This is a genomic window from Allopontixanthobacter sediminis, assembly GCF_009828115.1.
In the GTDB taxonomy this organism is placed as follows: Bacteria; Pseudomonadota; Alphaproteobacteria; order Sphingomonadales; family Sphingomonadaceae; genus Allopontixanthobacter; species Allopontixanthobacter sediminis.
In genome coordinates, this window is sequence record NZ_WTYL01000003.1 from 420,720 (window position 1) to 439,628 (window position 18,909).

General features: G+C 55.4%; 17 protein-coding genes. 11 read left to right on the forward strand and 6 right to left on the reverse strand.

Translation table 11 applies throughout. From position 1 onward, the window contains the following. Window positions 1-10: 10 nt before the first annotated feature. Genes GRI65_RS12845 through GRI65_RS12855 form a run of 3 tightly spaced genes read right to left on the reverse strand, consistent with a single transcriptional unit; the run spans window position 11 to window position 2,579 of the window. Entirely contained in the window at window positions 11-472 is a 462-nt protein-coding gene (locus GRI65_RS12845; protein WP_202391311.1) for a nuclear transport factor 2 family protein, read from the reverse strand. Window positions 473-493: 21 nt separating this feature from the next. Then, window positions 494-1,786: an acyl-CoA dehydrogenase family protein gene (locus GRI65_RS12850; protein WP_160756955.1), complete on the reverse strand. Its 1,293-nt coding sequence runs from the start codon at window positions 1,784-1,786 to the stop codon at window positions 494-496. A 40-nt stretch (window positions 1,787-1,826) separates the two neighbouring features. Then, the gene (locus tag GRI65_RS12855; protein WP_160756956.1) at window positions 1,827-2,579 is read right to left on the reverse strand and encodes a glucose 1-dehydrogenase; all 753 of its coding nucleotides are present in this window, start codon (window positions 2,577-2,579) and stop codon (window positions 1,827-1,829) included. A 309-nt stretch (window positions 2,580-2,888) separates the two neighbouring features. Between GRI65_RS12855 and GRI65_RS12860 the strand changes: the two genes are divergently transcribed. The 9 genes from GRI65_RS12860 to GRI65_RS12900 all read left to right on the forward strand — a co-directional run bounded on the left by GRI65_RS12860 (window position 2,889) and on the right by GRI65_RS12900 (window position 13,767). Next, window positions 2,889-5,105 carry a TonB-dependent receptor gene (locus tag GRI65_RS12860; protein WP_160756957.1) on the forward strand — a complete coding sequence of 739 codons (2,217 nt, stop codon included), beginning with the start codon at window positions 2,889-2,891 and terminating at the stop codon, window positions 5,103-5,105. 4 nt (window positions 5,106-5,109) lie between these two features. Beyond that, complete coding sequence (locus GRI65_RS12865; RefSeq protein WP_160756958.1) at window positions 5,110-5,829, forward strand: SDR family NAD(P)-dependent oxidoreductase; 720 nt, start codon at window positions 5,110-5,112, stop codon at window positions 5,827-5,829. Then, window positions 5,826-6,848, forward strand: a complete 1,023-nt coding sequence (locus GRI65_RS12870; RefSeq protein ID WP_160756959.1) for a phosphotransferase family protein — start codon at window positions 5,826-5,828, stop codon at window positions 6,846-6,848. Before GRI65_RS12865 ends, GRI65_RS12870 begins: the two co-directional genes overlap by 4 nt. 11 nt (window positions 6,849-6,859) lie before the next feature. Next, window positions 6,860-8,473, forward strand: coding sequence for a long-chain-fatty-acid--CoA ligase (locus GRI65_RS12875; RefSeq protein WP_202391312.1), 1,614 nt, complete (start codon window positions 6,860-6,862; stop codon window positions 8,471-8,473). After that, window positions 8,470-9,177 (forward strand): TetR/AcrR family transcriptional regulator, encoded by a 708-nt coding sequence (locus GRI65_RS12880; RefSeq protein ID WP_160756961.1) that lies wholly within the window; start codon window positions 8,470-8,472, stop codon window positions 9,175-9,177. The genes GRI65_RS12875 and GRI65_RS12880 overlap by 4 nt, the downstream gene beginning before the upstream one ends. Window positions 9,178-9,333: 156 nt before the next feature. Then, complete coding sequence (locus GRI65_RS12885; RefSeq protein ID WP_232844133.1) at window positions 9,334-10,509, forward strand: CaiB/BaiF CoA transferase family protein; 1,176 nt, start codon at window positions 9,334-9,336, stop codon at window positions 10,507-10,509. A 282-nt stretch (window positions 10,510-10,791) separates the two neighbouring features. After that, entirely contained in the window at window positions 10,792-12,468 is a 1,677-nt protein-coding gene (locus GRI65_RS12890; RefSeq protein WP_202391313.1) for a flavin-containing monooxygenase, read from the forward strand. A gap of 255 nt (window positions 12,469-12,723) precedes the next feature. Then, window positions 12,724-13,515 carry a Rieske (2Fe-2S) protein gene (locus tag GRI65_RS12895; RefSeq protein ID WP_160756962.1) on the forward strand — a complete coding sequence of 264 codons (792 nt, stop codon included), beginning with the start codon at window positions 12,724-12,726 and terminating at the stop codon, window positions 13,513-13,515. Between the two features lie 84 nt (window positions 13,516-13,599). Then, window positions 13,600-13,767: a hypothetical protein gene (locus GRI65_RS12900; RefSeq protein WP_160756963.1), complete on the forward strand. Its 168-nt coding sequence runs from the start codon at window positions 13,600-13,602 to the stop codon at window positions 13,765-13,767. A gap of 826 nt (window positions 13,768-14,593) precedes the next feature. Here the strand turns inward: GRI65_RS12900 and GRI65_RS12905 are convergent. Then, window positions 14,594-15,139 (reverse strand): DUF4287 domain-containing protein, encoded by a 546-nt coding sequence (locus GRI65_RS12905; RefSeq protein WP_160756964.1) that lies wholly within the window; start codon window positions 15,137-15,139, stop codon window positions 14,594-14,596. Between the two features lie 67 nt (window positions 15,140-15,206). On the opposite strand from GRI65_RS12905, the gene GRI65_RS12910 reads away from it, so the two are divergent. After that, window positions 15,207-15,407: a hypothetical protein gene (locus tag GRI65_RS12910; RefSeq protein ID WP_160756965.1), complete on the forward strand. Its 201-nt coding sequence runs from the start codon at window positions 15,207-15,209 to the stop codon at window positions 15,405-15,407. A 367-nt stretch (window positions 15,408-15,774) separates the two neighbouring features. On the opposite strand, the gene GRI65_RS12915 is transcribed toward GRI65_RS12910, so the two are convergent. Next, complete coding sequence (locus GRI65_RS12915) at window positions 15,775-16,146, reverse strand: VOC family protein (protein WP_160756966.1); 372 nt, start codon at window positions 16,144-16,146, stop codon at window positions 15,775-15,777. A 411-nt stretch (window positions 16,147-16,557) separates the two neighbouring features. Between GRI65_RS12915 and GRI65_RS12920 the strand changes: the two genes are divergently transcribed. Next, a complete protein-coding gene (locus tag GRI65_RS12920) occupies window positions 16,558-17,583 on the forward strand; it encodes an IS110 family RNA-guided transposase (RefSeq protein ID WP_160756967.1) in 1,026 nt (341 codons plus the stop codon). A gap of 279 nt (window positions 17,584-17,862) precedes the next feature. On the opposite strand, the gene GRI65_RS12925 is transcribed toward GRI65_RS12920, so the two are convergent. Continuing rightward, a complete protein-coding gene (locus GRI65_RS12925; RefSeq protein WP_160756968.1) occupies window positions 17,863-18,900 on the reverse strand; it encodes a LacI family DNA-binding transcriptional regulator in 1,038 nt (345 codons plus the stop codon). Window positions 18,901-18,909 lie beyond the last annotated feature (9 nt).

Below are 18,909 nucleotides of genomic sequence, written 5' to 3' on the forward strand. Positions count from 1 at the left end.
GGGCTTAGTCCTATTCCGGAGGGCTGAGGGTTACGCCGGGGAGGGGACTGAAGTGATGCATTGCCACCCTACGCCGTAGAATTTTCCAGATCCCGCTACGCCGTTCATAATCATCCCGGTAAGTCGCACTGATTGTCTGGGCCACGCCATCCGAGGTGGTTCCGATGCAGTCCACGTCGCAGATTCCAGATGCGCTGTCATCGCTGTCAAAGGTGAGGACTAGATTAGTGGTGAAATGGCTGGATGCTAGCCATGCGTCCCACAAGATATCCCGTGTCACATGGGAGATGCCTTCATGACCCTCGAAATTGCCGAATGGCGGACCAATTTCCCACGTCGCGTTCTCCCACCAGATGCCAATGAACCGGTCCCAGTCGCGTTTATCGAAACCATGGCAATAATTGCTCACGAGCTCATGGATCGCGAACCGGCTTTCCATGCGATCTAGGCGGGTCTCAATCGATTCACTCATTTCCAGCTCTTTCTTATCGCTTCAGTCAAGATATGCTGCGAATTTGGCGCGCGCTGCCTCCCGCTGGGTGGGGGTGTGATAGCTAGGAAACACACCATCGGATGGTTTGACGTCCCGCAGGATATCCTTGGCGACAACGATCTTGTGCACTTCGGTCGGTCCATCGACGATGCCCATTTCAGGAACGTATTGCCACATGTCCATCAGCGGCGTTTCGTTGGACATGCCGAGCGAGCCGTGCAGGTGGAGCGCCCGATAGACAACGTCTTGAAGCACGCCGGGCATGGCCGCCTTGATAGCGGAAATTTCGCGTCGGACCGGGCGAGTATAGGATTGGTCGCGGTCGAGCAGCCAAGCGGCATAGAGAACATGCAGTCTGAACTGCAGGATTTGCGTGTAACTATCCGCGATTTTTTCCTGGACCATCTGCTTGTCAGCCAGTCGTTCCCCCTTGGTCTGGCGGCTGACGACACGCTCCTTCATGTACTCCATGGCTTTGTTGAGCATGCCGACGGTGCGCATCGCGTGATGAATTCGCCCACCTCCAAGGCGCGATTGAGCAACCTTGAAACCCTCCCCGGCGGGGCCCAGCCGGCTATTCTCGGGTACGCGGCAATTAGTGAAGCGAATATAGCCGTGCACGCCCTCGTCAATCTCGTCCTTCGGGCCTACTGCCGTGTTGCGGATGATCTCCATTCCCGGGGTGCCCTTTGGCACGATGATCATCGTCGATCCCTCGTGAACTTTAACGTCCGGATCCGAGATCGCCATGACGATCAGGAACTCGGCAATGCACGCGTGGCTGGCAAACCACTTCTCGCCGTCGAGGACCCACTCGTTGCCGTCGAGACGGGCGCGGCACGTAAATTGGCCTGGGTCGGAGCCGGCCTGAGGCTCGGTCATCGAATAGCATGAGACTATTTCGCCATCGAGCAGCGGCTGAAGATATTTCTGCTTCTGCTCCTCTGATCCAAAGCGCGCGAGGATTTCCGCATTGCCGGTATCGGGAGCCTGGGTTCCGAAGACGGTTGGCGCAAAGCGGCTGCGGCCGAGAATTTCGTTCATGAGGCCCAATTTGAGCTGACCGAAACCCCCACCGCCTAGTTCAGGGCCTAAGTGACAGGCCCACAGGCCCTTGCTCTTAACTTCCTGCTTAAGAGGCGCCATCGCCTTGGCTGCGGGCGAGGCTGGATCGAAAGGCGCGGCCGGAGACCGGAAAACAAGGTCGAGCGGTTCGATTTCCTCGGCGACAAATTTTCGCATCCATTCGAGCTGCTGTTCGAAATCCGGATCGGTTGAAAAATCCCAAGCCATTAACGCTGCGTCCCTTTGGTGAAATCTGGTTGAGTGGGCATTACTGACCTGCGTACCAAGCACCGTCGATCCAGAGTTCCGCACCCGACACGTACTTCGCCTCGTCAGACGCGAAGTAGAGGCTGCCATAGGCAATATCGATCGGATCCCCTGCATCGCCCATGGGGATCATGGCCTTGATTGCCTTGTCCTGCTCGGGAGTGATATCGCCCAGGATCGGAGTGCGGATCTGACCCGGGAAGATGGTATTTACTCGCACGCCCTTCTTCGCGAATTCAAGTGCTGCCGCCTTGCCCATCACCCGCACGGCTGCTTTCGAAGCATGATAGGAGATAGCACTTGGGCTTCCGATCAGGCCAAATAGCGATGATATGTTGACGATAGAGGCGTTGCCGGTTTCTTGCAGGGCCGCCGCGGCCGCTTTCATGCCTAGAAAAACGCCGGTTTGATTGATGGCGATCATCCGGTTCCAACCCTCAGATGTCTCATCGACGATCCCTCCTGGATGAAAGATACCGGCGTTGTTCACTAACGTGGTAAGTTTTCCAAACCGAGACAGGGCCTCGGTGACCGCATTGTCCCAGCTTTGCGTCTCAGTGACGTCAAGCCTCACGAACGCTGCCTTGCCGCCTTCCTTCTCGATGGCGGCGACGACCTGAGCGCCCTTTTCTTCTTGGATATCACCAACCAGGACCGAAGCACCCTCGCTGGCAAAAAGCGTCGCCTGAGCCTCACCGAGACCACTTGCCCCACCTGAAATCAACGCTGTCTTGCCCGCTAACCGTCCTGCCATCCCATCATCCTCTCGTGGTCATTATTTAACCGTTCTTGCCCTTCTACACAGATAGTAGATGAGAACAAGCAAGAATCACAGATGTGACTGGCGCGAAGAATAAACATCGAAATACAATGGGATAACGCAAAAACCGCAAAGCCTGATAGATTAAGCCCACATGGAATCCATTGTGAAAGCAAAATTTGCTTGTCGACAGCAAGCAAATTTGACATGTGTCACCAAGTTAGCAAATCACGGCCGCCAGGTGCGGCCGGATGGCAACCGCCGAGGCCAAAGATGTCCGGTGTTGGGAGAGGAAGAGCAGATATGATCAATCGCTATCGAACAATAACCCTTCTGGCTTCGGCCGCCACTCTACCACTTGGAGCTCAGATCGCGTTCGCACAGGATGCACGCCCCGCCGATGACCCAGTGCAAGTCTCCGGCGGTCTAGATGTGATCGTCGTTACGGCCCGCAAGCGGACGGAAAACCTGCAGGACGTTTCGGCATCAGTGAGCGCGCTATCCCAGGCTGAACTCGCTCGTCGCTTTGATTCGGACGTGCGAGACTTTGCCAGTGCTTCGCCCAACGTGATCATTGACGATACGCAGCAGGGGCCAGGCGGTGTAGCCGCCACCACAATTCGGGGCATCGGGGTCGCTGACGTGGAAAAATCTGTCGATCCAGCGGTCGGGGTTGTGCTTGACGAGATCTATCTGGGCACATCATCAGGCAATTTGGTGAAGGCGATCGACATCGACCGCGTCGAGGTGTTGCGCGGTCCGCAAGGCACCCTGTTTGGGCGCAACGCTATCGGCGGCGTCATTAATCTGGCGCGCTCGCGTCCGACCGACGAACTGACGGGCAAGTTGCGCGCAACCTATGCTAATTACGATACTGTGGAAGCTGAGGGGCTGGTTAGTTTTCCGCTCACGGAATGGGCCGCAGTGAAGTTTACGGGCGCCTATCGCCAATCCGATGGGTACATCTTCAATGAGTTCTACAACCAAGATGGACAGCGCAGCGAGTTTACCGCGCTGGGTGTCCAATTGCTGCTGAACCCCACTCCCAACCTCGAATTAAGCTTCAGCTTTGATGATCAGAACACGCGTCAGGACCCACCCCAACTGCACAATCTGGCTAAGCCATCGGATCTCTTTTGCGCGGTTTACGGGCAGTGCCGGGTCGATTTAACGACCCCGCAGTCAGGGGACCGGTACGTGTCGGTGTCCAACGGGCCCCTCAATAAAAATGCCTTCTTCGACATGAATCTCGGCATTGCGCGCGCGACTTACGATCTCGGCAGCGATTTGGAGGTTAACTACATCTATGGTCGGATGGAAACAGACGAAGGTATTACCCAGGACTTCGATGGAACCCCGTTAACGCTATACGATACGGACCGTCCCGCGGTATATCATCAGGATACTCATGAGCTGCGGCTATCAAAAGGCGGTAACGGGCCGCTGACCTTTGTTGTCGGCGGTTACTATTGGGACAGCGCCTACACGATAGACCTCGTAAGTTACATTGGCTTTGCGATCCCCGGTACTATTCTGGCAATTCCGCAAACAGTGCGTCAGACTACCAAGTCCTACGCGGCTTTTTTCGAGGGCGACTATAAAATCAGTGACCGTCTGACTCTCACTCTTGGCGGACGCTATACCCACGACAAGAAGACCAGCGGGGTCAACGACTACGGCTTCGGGCCGAACGACAACCTAGACAATCCTGAGGAAGCTGATTGGTCGAAGTTCACGCCTAGGGCCAGTCTGTCGTTTGATGTTACCGAAGACGTGATGATCTATGGTCTCTATTCGCGCGGCTATCGTTCTGGTGGCTTCACGGGCCGACCTACTACTGAAAACACCGCGAAAACGCCTTACGAGCCGGAGACCGTCGACAACTTCGAACTGGGCTTCAAGTCCGAATTTGCGGATCGCAGGGTGCGCCTAAATGCTTCGGCCTTCTTGATGAAATACAAGGATAAGCAGGAAGATGTCGATGTGCCGGCACCGACTGGTACCGGCCGCGAAAACCGCACGATCAACGCGTCCAGCGCCGAACTAAAAGGTATCGAGATCGATCTGACTGCGCGGCCGATGGACAGCCTCACGTTTAACGCCAACCTTGGTTACCTCGATGCGAAGTACAAGGAATTTATCGCCGATACGAATAACGACGGGATTCTCGACGACAACTCGGGTCTGGCACTGCGCAGGGCTCCCGAATGGAACTGGACGCTCGGCGCAACCTACGAGATCGCTGTTGGGCCTGGTGAGTTCTGGGTCTCGGGCGACGTGCATTACATCGGCGCTCATGAAATTTCATTCCTCAACAACCCGTCGCTGCGCAATGATGGACAATACCTGATCAACGGATCGCTGAACTACCAGATTAACAACACTCAGATCAGCGTATTCGGCCGTAATCTCGCGAACGAGGACGGTTGGACAATTGGCTACGACGTGCAGGGTTTGTGGAGCTATGGTGCGGCGCGTCCACCCCGCACTTACGGTGTCGTCGTCACCCAGAAGTTCTAACGCTATGGCTGAAGAAAAGAGTCAACGCTGGCTGGTAACTGGGGCATCCCGGGGTATCGGCAAGGCAATTGCCGAGGCTGCGTTGGCACGTGGATGTCGGGTCGCCATGCTTGCGCGCACAGAATCAGCTTGCGACGAGCATGGCCCTCGGGCCCTTTCTCTTCGCGGCGATGTCACCAATCACCAATCGATGGGCGACGTCGCCGCGCAGGTAGGTAAGGCCTGGGGCGGGATTGATGTGCTCGTAAACAATGCTGGCCTGCATCGCGGTGGGTTGGTTGATCGCATCAATCTCGAAGATTTTGATGCAGTGTTGAGGACCAATTTGAGCGGTCCGCTCAATACAGTGCGAGCGCTGTTACCACACTTCGGTGAGGGCGGCGGGGCAATCGTCAATATCGGTGCGGTTGTAGGCTTCAGGGGCTTTGCGGGCGATGTCGCTTATGGTTCTAGCAAAATGGGGCTTGCGGGAATGACGCAAGTGCTGGCGGTTGAGCTGGCTAGGCGGGCAATCCGTGTAAATCTCGTCATACCGGGCTTCGTTTCGACCGAAATGACCGCCGAGATTTCCGCCAAAGCGCGCGAACAGATGGATCAAAAGATTCCACTCGGCCGTCAGGGTACACCAGAAGAGATCGCTGAAGTCGTGTGGTGGGTAGCGCAATCGACATACATGACCGGCTCCACCGTTGCCACCGACGGAGGGTTGATGTGCGGGCTTTGAGCGACACTGCTAGTCGGTTCGCGCGTTGGGCACAGGAGCAGGCAGGCATTGATGAGGCCGTAATTGGTCAGACCCTAACTGGCGGTAATGCCAACGTCACCAGGCTGGTTGATACTGCTCAAGGGCAAATGGTGCTGCGTCATCCGCCAGCGGATACGGTATCGGCGCTTGCCGGGGCAGGGATAGAACGCGAGTACCGATTTCTTGAAGCCCTGGGCGGCAAGGCTCCAGTGGCAAACCCTATAGCCTGGTGCGGAGATTCCGCCGTACTAGGCGTTCCATTCTCTTTGACCGGCTTCGTGCATGGAGTCTCGATCACCGAAGATCTGCCCGTCAGTTATCAAGACTCCATCGAAACTCGTAGCTCAATTGGAGCGGCACTGATTGCTGCTTTGGCCAGCATTCATGTGATCGATCCTGAAGGACTTGGCCTTGGCGACCCAGACAAGGCGCGCAGTTTTGTGAGAAGGCAGGTCACGCGCTGGCGCGATGTGCGAAGGAAGGACCAAGTCAGGGTCTTGCCGCAGATCGACAAGATTGCTGCGTGGCTATTGACGAACTGTCCCGATCCGCAAGCAATCCGTATCGTTCATTGCGATTATCATCTCGACAATACGCTGATGGATGAGACCGCTCTGAAGGTGAATGCTATCCTGGACTGGGAGATGGCAACCTTGGCGGACCCCATGGTAGATCTCGGCCTCGTCACTGCGCTGTGGAACCGCGATGAAGATGGCCCCCTGGGCTTTCGTTTCGTGCAACGAATATCGAACCGTGGAGGCGTGGTTTCTGGTTCAGAATTGGCCGCGCAGTGGGCGCAGACGACTGAACTTAGCATAGCGCAACTCCAGTATTACCAGGTCTTCGCCTTATGGCGGCTCGCCGCGATCGTCGAAGGGGCTTTTGTTCTATACCGCAAGGGGCAGGTCGATGGTGCCTATGAGCGCGGCCTGGAGCAGGACGTTCCCGCATTGCTTTCGGCAGCAGACTTACTGACCCGTACGGGGGTAACTGCCTGATGGAAGCAACCATGATGGATGTTCAGTTAAACACTGGAGCAATCCTCGCTCATGGTGAGCGAATTCATGCCCGTAGCCAGATAGGGCTTTTCGACGGGGAAAATGTTGAATGGCGGAGCTACGCTGAAACAGCTCGTCGTGCGCGCAAGTTGGCTGCCGCACTGAAGGCAAGTGGTGTGAGCGCAAACACGAGGGTAGCTACGCTTAGCTGGAACGATTTCGCGCATTTCGAAGCATATCTCGCGGTACCCTCAATGGGTGCGGTCCTTCACACACTTAACCTACGCCTCCATGCCGAGCAGCTCGCCTTCATTCTCGCCGATGCAGAAGATGCGGTGCTTATCGCGGATGGAACTTTGCTGTCCCAAATCGTCGAAGTGGTAAATGGCCTCGAACATCTCAAACAGATTATCGTGACCGGATCGAGTGACGGACTCTGTGAATTGACCAAGCCATGGTCCAATTATGAGGATTTTATTGCTGGCCAAGAACCAATTTTTGAGTTTCCCACGCAGCGCGAAGATGCCGCTGCTGCGTGCTGCTATACGTCCGGGACTACCGGCAATCCCAAGGGCGTAGTCTATTCGCATCGAACGATATATCTACATAGCCTAGCCTCGATGGCCTCCAATGCCTTTAGCCTTAGCGACCGCGACAGGATCATGCTGCTGCCGCCTATGTTTCATGCCAACGCATGGGGGCTGCCATTTTCTGGCTGGCTCGCAGGATCCGATTTCGTGCTTCCTGGCCCGCACTTGCAGGCGCCAGCTATCCAACGGATGATTGCCGCGACTGAACCGACGTTCACAGCAACCGTTCCAACTATCTTAAACGAACTCCTTCGCGCGGACGCCCACTCACCGATCAACATGTCTTCGTTCCGCACCATCGTATGCGGCGGATCTTCGGTGGCCGAACATCTTATAGTCGAGGTGGAAGAACGTTGGGGGGTTCCACTAATACAAGGCTGGGGGATGACTGAAACAAGCCCACTTTGTGTCCTGTCTCATCCTCCTTCCGATACGGCTGGAGCCGAGGCGCATCAACTGCAAGCCAAAAGCGGGCGCCCTGTTGCCGGGGTTCAGGTGCGGATAGTAGATCAGGAAGGTGATCGCTTACTTGAAGACGGTGTTGCGGTAGGGCGGTTGCAGCTGCGGGGCCCCTGGATCGCCCGTGGATATTACGGTGTGGGTGATGTCCTGACCGACGACGGCTGGCTAGACACAGGCGACGCTGGAACCATCGATGAGCGAGGTTATGTCCAAGTAACGGATCGACTGAAAGATCTCATCAAGTCGGGCGGCGAGTGGATTCCTTCGGCTGAACTTGAAAATCACATAGCCAATTTGCCCGGCATCGATGACGCGGCAGTCGTCGCGGTGCCCGACAAGCGATGGGACGAGCGGCCCCTGGCAATCGTAACCTCACAGGCTGATACAGAGCCCGACTGGGCGCATTTGCGCGGGCAACTGGCGGCGCGCGTAGCTAGGTTCTGGGTGCCTGAATACTGGGCTCTGGTGACGAAGTTGCCGCTAACTGGTGTTGGCAAGGTCGACAAGCTGGCCTTGCGCGAGCAGGTAGCGTCTGGAACGATACAATATCATCGAGTAGACATTTTTTCATGAAATCCTCCTCCCCCGAAAAAGCTAAGGTGACATTACGAGAGGCAACCAACGGCAAGCCGTTGGATCGCTCGAAGAAGCCCCGTAGAGCCAAGATTGGCCGGCGCACCCAAGCTGAACGCACGGCTTTATCCGACGAACGGATGTTCGACGCGGCGATGCAGATCATCATAGAGGAAGGGACGCATTCGACGACGCTGAAGGCCGTCGGGGAGCGTGCCGGCTACAGCCGCGGACTTGCCAGTAATCGCTTCGGATCGAAGCAGGCGCTGTTTGGACAGCTGGTGGTACGGTTCAATAATGAGTGGGCCGAGGAACTGGCCAGCAAAGTTGGGCAGCAAACCGGCGCGCAGGCATGCTTATCGGCCCTGCATGCCGTCGAGGGGTTTCTGCTTAACCACTCCGAATACATGAAGGCGATGTACATTCTCTGGTTCGAATCAATCAGTACTGACAGCGAAGTCCGCAGCCATCTGACTGACTATCATCAAATATATCGCAAAGACGTCGCTTTCTGGGTTCGCGAGGGCATAGAAAAGGGAGAAATTGATAACCGCGTTGATCCAGAATGCTACGCATTTCAGTTCAACAGTTTTATCTTCGGGACGATTTACCAGTGGTTGGTGGCCCCGGAGAAGGTGGATCTCGCGATGCAGTTCAAAATGTATCGCGAATCGACCGAAAGCACATTCCGAAAGCGCGACTGAACCGGCGCTCGGCCTATTATTAATTCTTTTTTATCAGTGATCTAACCTGCCATCTATGCACCTTTTCAGATTAAGTTGCTAGACGCTAGCAAATAACGTAATCAGTCGAGATCCAGGCGGTTTTGGGTGACCTGATCGGGTAGGGGAGAGGTTTGTATGAAAGTCGACCATATGCGCCCCCCGCTTCAAGGGGTGAGGGTCATAGAATTGGCTGGGATCGGTCCGGCACCATTTTGCGGCATGATGCTCGCCGATCACGGTGCGGACGTCATCCGTATTGATAGACCTGGCGGTAGCGATCCGATGGGGCAGGATCAGCGGCGCGATATTCTGCTGCGATCGCGGCGGTCGATCACGCTTGACCTGAAGCAACCAGAATCAATCGAGATTGTCTCGAGGCTTATCGAAACTGCCGATGGCTTGATAGAAGGCTTCAGGCCAGGCGTTGCTGAACGCCTTGGGCTCGGGCCCGACGTACTAATGAAGCGCAATCCGGCGTTGGTTTATGGCCGCATGACGGGCTGGGGCCAAGCAGGGCCGCTGTCCGACAAGGCAGGGCATGATCTCAATTACATATCGCTGAGCGGATGCCTCGCAGCGATTGGGCCTGAAGGACAGCCACCATTACCACCGCTCAACTTGATTGGCGATTATGGTGGCGGAGGAATGATGCTCGCTTTCGGGTTCGTTACGGCTTTGCTCGCGGCCCGACAGAGCGGCGAAGGACGGATCATTGACTGCAGTATGGTCGACGGCGCGGCGGCGCTGATGGCAGGCATGTGGTCGCTTAAGCATAATGGGACCTGGGAGGCGGCAAGAGGTCAGAACCTCCTAGATGGTGGGGCGCCGTTCTATGCCTGCTATGCATGTGCTGATGGCGCCTTTGTTGCAATCGCCGCGATAGAGAACAAGTTCTTCTCGCGTCTGCTGGAGGCGTTGGACTTGGGTAACGACCAGTTGTTTGCCGATCAGTACGACCAATCGAATTGGCCCGGGATGAAGTCCCGCCTTTCCGACGTATTCAGCTCTGCACCTCGTGAATTCTGGACTGAAAAATTACTAGAACGCGATTGTTGCTTCAGCGAGGTGCTGACGATGGACGAGGCTCTTGCCAATGATCACAATCGAGCGAGGGACAGTTATTTGGAGGGCGATGGCTATGTTCAGCCGCGTCCAGCGCCGCGCTTCGTAGCAACCGAGACAATCACGCCTAAGATGTGGAAGCGAGACTCTGATCGAGAAGCGATCCTGAGAGAGGCGGGGGTCGACGCAACTGGAAAGCTCGCCAACCACTGGCCTAGCAAGCAGCAAGCCGCGGCCGGAATTGGTTGAGTATGACTGAAAATTCTCCCCGTTTCTTTGATTCATCACCCGGCACTAAGCCGCCTATTTGATATTCTACATGGCCGGTTTTCGCTGGTGATGGAAAATAAGAAGGCCCGTTTGCCGCCTTGCTGTCCGGCATTTGTTTAGGAGAAAGTGCGGCTGCGGTGTGCAGATTTGGTTCTAGATCAGGGCAAGCTAGTCGCCCCTGAATTGATGTTAAATTGAGACTTTTGGCTAAAAAATACGGGCACCGAAAAGGCGCCGTTAGGTGAGAGGAGAGTAGGACTGATGACCAATATGAACATTAGCGCGGGCGAGGCTCCGGCAACGCAAAAGACCAAGTCGATCGATGTCGACTACGACGCGATCGGTATTGGTGCAGGCTTTGCAGGGCTGGCCTTGATCCATTACCTGCGGGATGCGGGCCTTTCCGTGCGTGTGTTTGACCAAGCATCAGATATCGGCGGCACATGGACATGGAACCGCTATCCGGGTGCGGCCACAGACAGTGAGAGCTATTACTACTGTCTCACATTTTCTAAGGAAATATTACAAGATTGGTCTTGGTCGAAACGGTATCCAGATCGGCAGGAAACCCAAAGCTACATGCGCTTCGTCGCCGATAAATGCGACATGTGGCCCCACATACAATTGAACACAGAGATTGTGGAGGCACAGTACCTTAACGACCAGGGGATCTGGCGTGTGACCACCGGTGCTGGCGATACCTTTACTTGTAAGTACTTCATCAGCTGCATGGGCATGATCTCGGAGCCGATGATACCCGAGATCAAGGGTATGGATCGGTTCAAGGGCCCTATCTTCCATTCCTCGCGCTGGCCTCAAGAAGAGCTTGATTACGCTGGAAAACGTATCGGAATCATCGGTGCCGGAGCTTCGACTGTGCAAATGGTGCCCGTCCTAGCTGAGACCGCCGGCAATGTGACAGTTTTTCAGCGCACGCCGAACTACATCCTTCCCGCTATGCAAAAGCCAATGACACCGGAGTGGTCAAAGGAAATTAAAGAAAACTACGATGCTATTGTAGCGAAGTGTCGTGGTCACGCATTTGGGATGGCCTTCGACAGCCCTGCAGGCCGAAACGCCGTGGACACCCCACCAGAAGAGAGGCAGCGTATCTTCGAAGAAAACTGGACTGGCAGTTTCCGCTGGGTTTTCGAAACCTTCGATGATCTACTCGTCAACCCAGAGGCCAACCGCTTGGCTTCGGAGTTCATTATATCGAAGATGAAGGAACGGGTCGAAGATCCCGAAATCGCGGATTTACTGGCGCCGAGGTCGGAAGATTATCCGCTGTTTGCCAAGCGTCCCCCGTTGGACCACGGTTACATGGAAGCTTTCAATAGAGACAACGTGCACTTGGTGGACATTAAGGACCGCGAGCCGCTGGTTGAAATCACGGAATCAGGCATCCGTACGACCAACAAACACTATGAATTCGACATTATTGTACTGGCAACCGGGTTCGAAGCTTATACGGGTGCGTTGGAAGCCTTCCCGATCCGCGGCAGCAGCGGCCAGACGCTCCGAGAAAAGTGGCAAAAAGTGTCTGAGTGCATCATGGGAGTTTGCGTTGCAGATTTCCCGAACATGTTTGTTGTCACGGGCCCTCAAGCGCCTTTTGCCAACCTGCCCACTTCAATTGAGCAGAACGTGATCTGGATCACCCGATGTATCGACAAGATGGAGCGCGAAGGTTTCGACGTATTCAAACCGCGTCGGGAAGCGGAGCAAGCTTGGACCGCACAGACTGCAGACATTCACGGTCAGACCCTCATGGCCGAGGGGGACAAGGTCAATTCCTGGATGATGGGCGCAAATCGACAAGACAAACCTCCGCGTGTGTTGGTCTATTTTGGCGGCGCAAATGTCTACTACGACATTCTGGATCAATCAGCCGACGCGGGCTTTCCTGAACTTGAGTTTGAGAGGCTCGCAAGGTGAGTATACCAGAAGGCAGATGCGGAATTCCTTGAGAGTCATCATTGCCTTGGACGACTGGACTCTGAAGCCCTCCCTGTCCGGGCAAACGCCTTTAGCTGGAAGCCGCTGTTTATCCTGAATCCGACGCTTGAAATCAACGAGCGTGCCCGGGCCTTTTGTGAACGCTGGAAAGAGCACAAGGTATTCCTGCATGCGTCCATCGGCTAATGAAGGCCTGGTGTGCATGAAGAGGATACAGGATTGAAAGCCAGGGCAATGATCGAGGTTCCAACATTGTCGCTCGCGGGCACCTATCGCCGGCGCGTAAATGCGTCGCTCGAACGTATCTGGGAAAACGTTTTGGACTGGGAGCATCTCGCGCATTTCCACGATGGCAGCTTCTCCGAGTGTGAGCTTCTCGCTTCCGGGCCGTGGGGCTGGCGGGTCGAATTGACCCCTCGGGGCGGCACGCCGCAGCGCATCGAGCTGCGCGCTGATCGCGTGGCCGGACGATATGTATCAACAACAATCGAAGGTAGCACCAAGGGCACCGAAATACGTGTTGCGCTCGAACCGATCGACACGAACCTCGTCGATGTCACGGTCGAATTCCATCTCCCGGAAGCACGGCCGGACCGCCTTGAAGCGCTGGGCGAGGTCTATTGTGCGGCTTATGCCAAGCTGTGGGACGAAGACGAAGTCATGATGCAGGCGCGTGAGCGCGCATTGGCCCGCCGGACAACACCGGATCGGACTGCACCGGCCCTCGACCTTGGCGCGGAGCAGGCTGTGCGCGCCATGCTTCCGATGCCGTTTGAATTTGGCGGAGCCATGTTCCGACTGATCGACCATGAAGGATCCCTCGTCGCGCACTCCGCCGTGTGTCCGCATTGGCTTGGACCGCTGGACGAAGCTCCGGTTGTTGACGGCTCAATCCGGTGCCCTTGGCATGGCTATGTCTTTGATGTGGTCGATGGAAGATGCCAATCCCAACCAGCGCTGAAGCTGGCGCCGCCGCCAGAAGTCCGATTGATCGACGGATGCGTCGTTGCTGCAAGGGCATTTTGAGCGCGCCCTTAGATTGAGCCTTCTTGTGAAGGGAAGGGTCCCCCGATTCTATGCTCTTGAGAAGATCCAGCAATTTGTAACACAATGAAAAAGAACGATATTCAACGCTGGTTGATCATCGAAGAATGGAAAGTTTCTAATGTCACAACCATGCATGAAATCAGGCGATCAATGGACAAGATGACTGGAAAAGCAGAAAAATGGACAAACTCTTTTGTCCATTTAACCTTCAGGAATGGCGCAAATCCGTGACTGAAACGGCAAGTCTTTGTTGTCCCACTACATTGTTGTAGTCGGACAATAGAAAAATTCCATAATACAATAGAAACGGTCACTTTGGGAACTTGGACCAATAGAAATGTTCCATTTCCAAATCGTAAATTTGCTCAAATTACAATCAGTTATGATAAATTATCACCGCAACCCCCTTTTTTGCGCGCTTCGAACGAGCTCTCCATCAAGCCGGAAATTCGACGATCTTGAGCGCTCCGCGTAAGGCTGCGCTGCCTGAGAGGCATGCCCAACATTTTTTGTTTTGCACCTCCGACTCTCGCAATCGATATCATTCTTCGATCGAGCGAAAGCCGACATTAGATGGCGGTAGTTGGTTTCCTTGAAAAACCCGAGCGGCTTCCTTTAGAAGCGCGATCGGGTTGGGAGAACTTTAGCCGGTGCGTCAGCATCTCGCCCCAATTTTGGTCCTTCGAGCAGTCGAAGGTTGATACCAAGGGCCGTCATTCGTTAAGGCACGTTGATCGACGGGCCGCACGGAAACCGATCGGCGAATGGAAGGCATGATTAAGAAGGCAGCTGCATCCGGATCGCAGGAGAGCGCTACTTTTCGCGTTTTTTGAGCCGAGTGAAAACCGGCTGAGTTGCTGTGCTCGGCGATACGATAGAAAGGGCGAAATGCGACTTCGATGTCAGCTTCGCGCCCTAATCTCGGTCATCAGGATAAGTCATTGTGCTGCCCGAAAGCGGTCATCGGTGTCGCGGCAAAAACGTCCGGTTTCGGCGGTGGCCTTGGGTACCCTTGACGCCGTGACTGAGGTGGAAAGCGGACAGTCGACTAGCGCTTCTAGCCTGACCTTGAATAAGCTTCCTTGATCCAATCTTTGGCCTCGTCATCGAAATCTGCGACGGTCTCAAGACGGACTTTGTGACTGCACATTGCATTATAGGTTTCCAGCCTCTCGGTTGGCTCTTCCCCTTTGAGCGCTACGCCCATGTCAATGCGCGTCTTGGTAGCTGGGGTGATCAAAGCAAATTGCTTCTTTCTGCGAAGACTGACGCTGGTCTTCTTGGGAGCGATTTCGACATCGGAGCCGAGCGTCCGAGCAAACTTGACAATGTCTTCGTATAGGGGACGCAACGCCTCTTTAGATCCCGAATATTGAACGGCGACCGGATCGACTTCCTCGCCCGTTTCACGGGCCTTTGCCGCGATCAGGTTGGCGAAGCCGTGGGTTACACCGTGTTCTTCCTTGAGTAGCTTGAGAATAGCGCCGTGTTTTTCCAGACCACTCTTTTCAATAATCGCAATCCATTCCGGCAGCGGTTTCCCAGTCTTTTCAGAAATGTTCGCTATCATGGTGGCTAATTGGTCTTCTGGTGAACTCGTCATTATCCGATCTCCCGTGTGACATATTGCTCTCTGGTAATCCGGCGCATTTAGGGCTATCTAGGAATTCATGAAGACGCTTGAACTCAACGGCTACCTTGCAGGCGTGAATGCGCGCAAGGCAAAGCTGGCACCCGAAGGCGCGGTGCTTGCGGTTGAGTCCTGCCGTAATGGTGGTGCGCGCCGCACTGCCGGAAAGCGGTCTGCGCTTAAGAGTGCCGATGCCCGCGCACAGGCTGCGAAGGTTCAACCGGTTCTCTCGAACTATTGAATCCATCTCAACGGCCTTGTCGCGCCTCGCGTCGGGACGAAAGACCTTCACGTTCTAAGAGTTTCATTGCTCCTGTGGCGGTGTGGCTAAATTCCGGCTGCGCATAAAGACCAAAGGGTCGGGCAAGCATCGGAGGGCGGCATCCGCCGACATAGCTGCCGTTCCCAAGCTCGTTCTTCTCTCCTGAAACCGGCCGTACGTTCAGGTTTCGTCGAACGCTCATGACCGGCACCTATTAGGACTGCGCAAATCGGTGCTGGATGGTAAGAATGTCGTGGGGAGCGGACTGTCTACTAGGAAGAAGCCAACTCAATTACGCCCGCCCGCCACGGTCTATTTAAGAGTCGGACTACGCGAACCCCAAAGCCTAAACGTGTTGATCGATTAAGATCGTATTTCCATCCGGATCGGTCAGCATAAGGCTGGCAGGTCCATTGTTGGTTTCATCAGCCTCAGAGGTCAATTCTACTCCACTGGCTTTCAGTGATTTCTGAATATCTCGGATGTCTTCAAACTCATCGAGCTGCTGGGCATTGCTATCCCAACCCGGGTTGAAGGTCATGATATTGGAGGGAAACATTTCCTGAAACAGGCCGATTACGCTTTCACCGTTTTTCATAATGAGCCAGTTCTGGCTTTCTTCACCATGGAAACTTGCGAAACCCAGCTTTTCATAGAAGGCTTTGGAAGCGCCAAGGTCCTTGACCGCTAGGCTGATTGAGAAGGCTCCTAGTCTCATCTGGTATTCTCCCTTTGCTTATCTCTTCCCATATTTGATGATTCATTGCTTGACTGTCGGCAATTGTGTCGCGTCCAGCCGGTCTGCTTTTATCGCAATCATCAAACGGCTGGAACGACAAAAACTGGGTCGTGTCCGGAACAGCAGGTTGTTCGATAGTGGGGAATAGCTGCCGTCAGACCTGGGCGCTAGCACTATGACTGCATCCGCTAACATAACCGTTGTTCCGTGCCTCGGATCAGCTCGCTGAAAGCTGCCCTAAGTTCAGGCGCTTGCCTGCGACGGCAACTGCGCCGAGGGCGGAACATCAGTTTTCGTATTGGCCTATGTCAAAAGCGTTGGGGTGGACGCCCCCTGACGGCATCGATGTGCCATATTGGGGGTGTTGAATCACCAGAGCAGGAGGCGTCCATGACTGAAGTTAGCACAGTTGGTATTGATCTGGCGAAGTCGGTTTTCCAGATCCACGGTTCGGATTGTAGCGGTGCGCTTCTCATTCGCAAAAAGCTACGTCGGGATCAGCTTTTGCCGTTCATGGCAACATTGCCGCGATCCGTGGTCGCGATGGAGGCCTGTTCGAGCGCTCATTACTGGGCGCGCGAGATCGCCGCAGTCGGGCACGATACGAAGCTTATCCCTACGGCATATGTGAAGCCGTTCGTCAAACGGCAGAAGAACGACATGGCCGACGCGGAAGCGATCTGTGAGGCGGCACAGCGTCCGACGATGCGGTTCGTTCAGGGCAAGAGCGCGCAGGCGCAGGCGTCAGCGGTTGTGTTTCGCACCCGCGATCTGCTCGTGCGCCAGCGCACGCAGCTGATCAACGCGGTCCGCGGTCACCTAACTGAGTTCGGTTACGTGGTTCGCAAGGGTGCTGGGCACGTCGGTAAGCTCGTTGAAATTATCGCCGATCCGCAATCCGACATCCCCGTCGAAGCTCGACCAGTGCTGGCGATCGTCGCACAAGGCCTTGAGGCGCTTCAGGCGCAGATCGCACTGCTTGATCGGGAAATCGCCAGTCGCGCAAAGGCTGATCCGGTGGCTCAACGGCTGATGACAATCCCCGGTGTCGGACCTGTCATCGCGACTGTGCTGGTAGCGCTGGCGCCTGCTGCTGGCACTTTCCGTCGTGGGCGCGACTTTGCCGCGTGGCTCGGCTTGGTGCCCAGGCAGCACTCCAGCGGCGGCAAGGAGCGGCTCGGGCGCACGACCAAGATGGGTGAGCGCAGCCTGCGTCGGTTGCTGATCCTTGGTGCCAGTTCGGCGACAAAGGTTGCAGCACGCAATCCCGAAAAGGCCAGTGCCTGGCTGGTGGGTACGCTCGCGCGCAAGCCACGAATGCTGGTGACCGTCGCGTTGGCGAACAAGATGGCGAGGATCGTCTGGGCGCTTATGGCGCACGGAGGAACCTACAGAGCTCCGGCCGCGGCGGCGTGACCGCCACGGCTTGAGGCGTCAGGGACGCAAGGGAAGGTCAGCAGAGAGGTATGGCGCGACGGTCAGAAGACGGGATCGGGATAACCAGTGTAATGTCCAAGCGTCTTAAACGCGCAAAAGCGGTTTGGACCCGATCCACGATCTCCATACAGGCCAGCAGCCGTGTGATAGGGCTGCGTCAACAGGCCGGACACACGGAAGCACCTGAACCTGAGCGCAAAAAAATCTCTCAACACCCTCTTGAATCCGAAGGGGCGTCTACACACGGACAGTCTTCTTCTAAGTGCTGCCTCGCACAATTAATTGCGGAGGCAGCACCAGGCTTTCCGTATCTTCTCCTGCGAGACGCCGCAGCAAAAGGTCCACAAGCCCTCTGGCACCTGCAGCTATATCCTGCCTAACAGTTGTTAGCGGAGGGATGGTCTGGCTTGAGATTGGCAAATCGTCGAAACCCACAATCTTGAGTTGAGCCGGCACATCGATGCCGCGGTCCCTAAGCTCTTTAAGGCAACTGACAGCGATCGTGTCGGTTGCCGCGAAGATACCGTCGATCTTCCCTTCAATCTCGAGCAAATGCTCTGCGATCTCTTCGCCGGTTTGATCCCGTGACAAGTGTGTCGGAAGCGCGCGAATAGACACGCCCATCTTTTCGGCGACGTCTTTGGCGCCTGCAAAACGGGCCGCAAACTCGATTGGCTGTGTGTCGCCCAGAAATGCGAGACTCTTGCATCCTGAGGCAATCAGCTTTTCAGCTGCAAGCTTTCCGCCCAACCGGTTATCAGTGCCGACGACGCAGTGCCTCTGGCCCTCCTGATGGTTGCCCCACACGACCATGGGCAGATAACCATCTGCAACGTCCTCAATCCGTTCGAACTGGTCGGATTGGCCGACCACGATGACGCCATCGATCATGCCTGAACCGATGAATCGGTCGAGCCAATCCTCGTCCTGTGAGGGGATAACCCGCCTCAACATGATGTCATAACCCTTCTCGGTCAGCTGGTCCGCCAAGTGACCAAGCAGTGTCATGAAAAAGGCATCAGAAATCTGCTGTCTTTCGTCATGACCCAGTGGAATCGCAACGCCGACGGCGCCTGTCTTTTGCCTGCGCAGCTTGCTTGCCATCTGGTTTGGGCGAAAACCGTGTTCGCGCGCGATGGCTTCAATTTTTTGGCGTGTCTTCGTATTGACGAGGCTGTTGCCCGACAGCGCCCTGGAAACAGTTCCAGCAGATACGCCCGCGATCTTTGCAAGATCTGTTATCGTGCGCACACGTTGGGGCAAGTCATCGGGAATCTGAGTGTCGGTATCTGTCATCTCGATGCC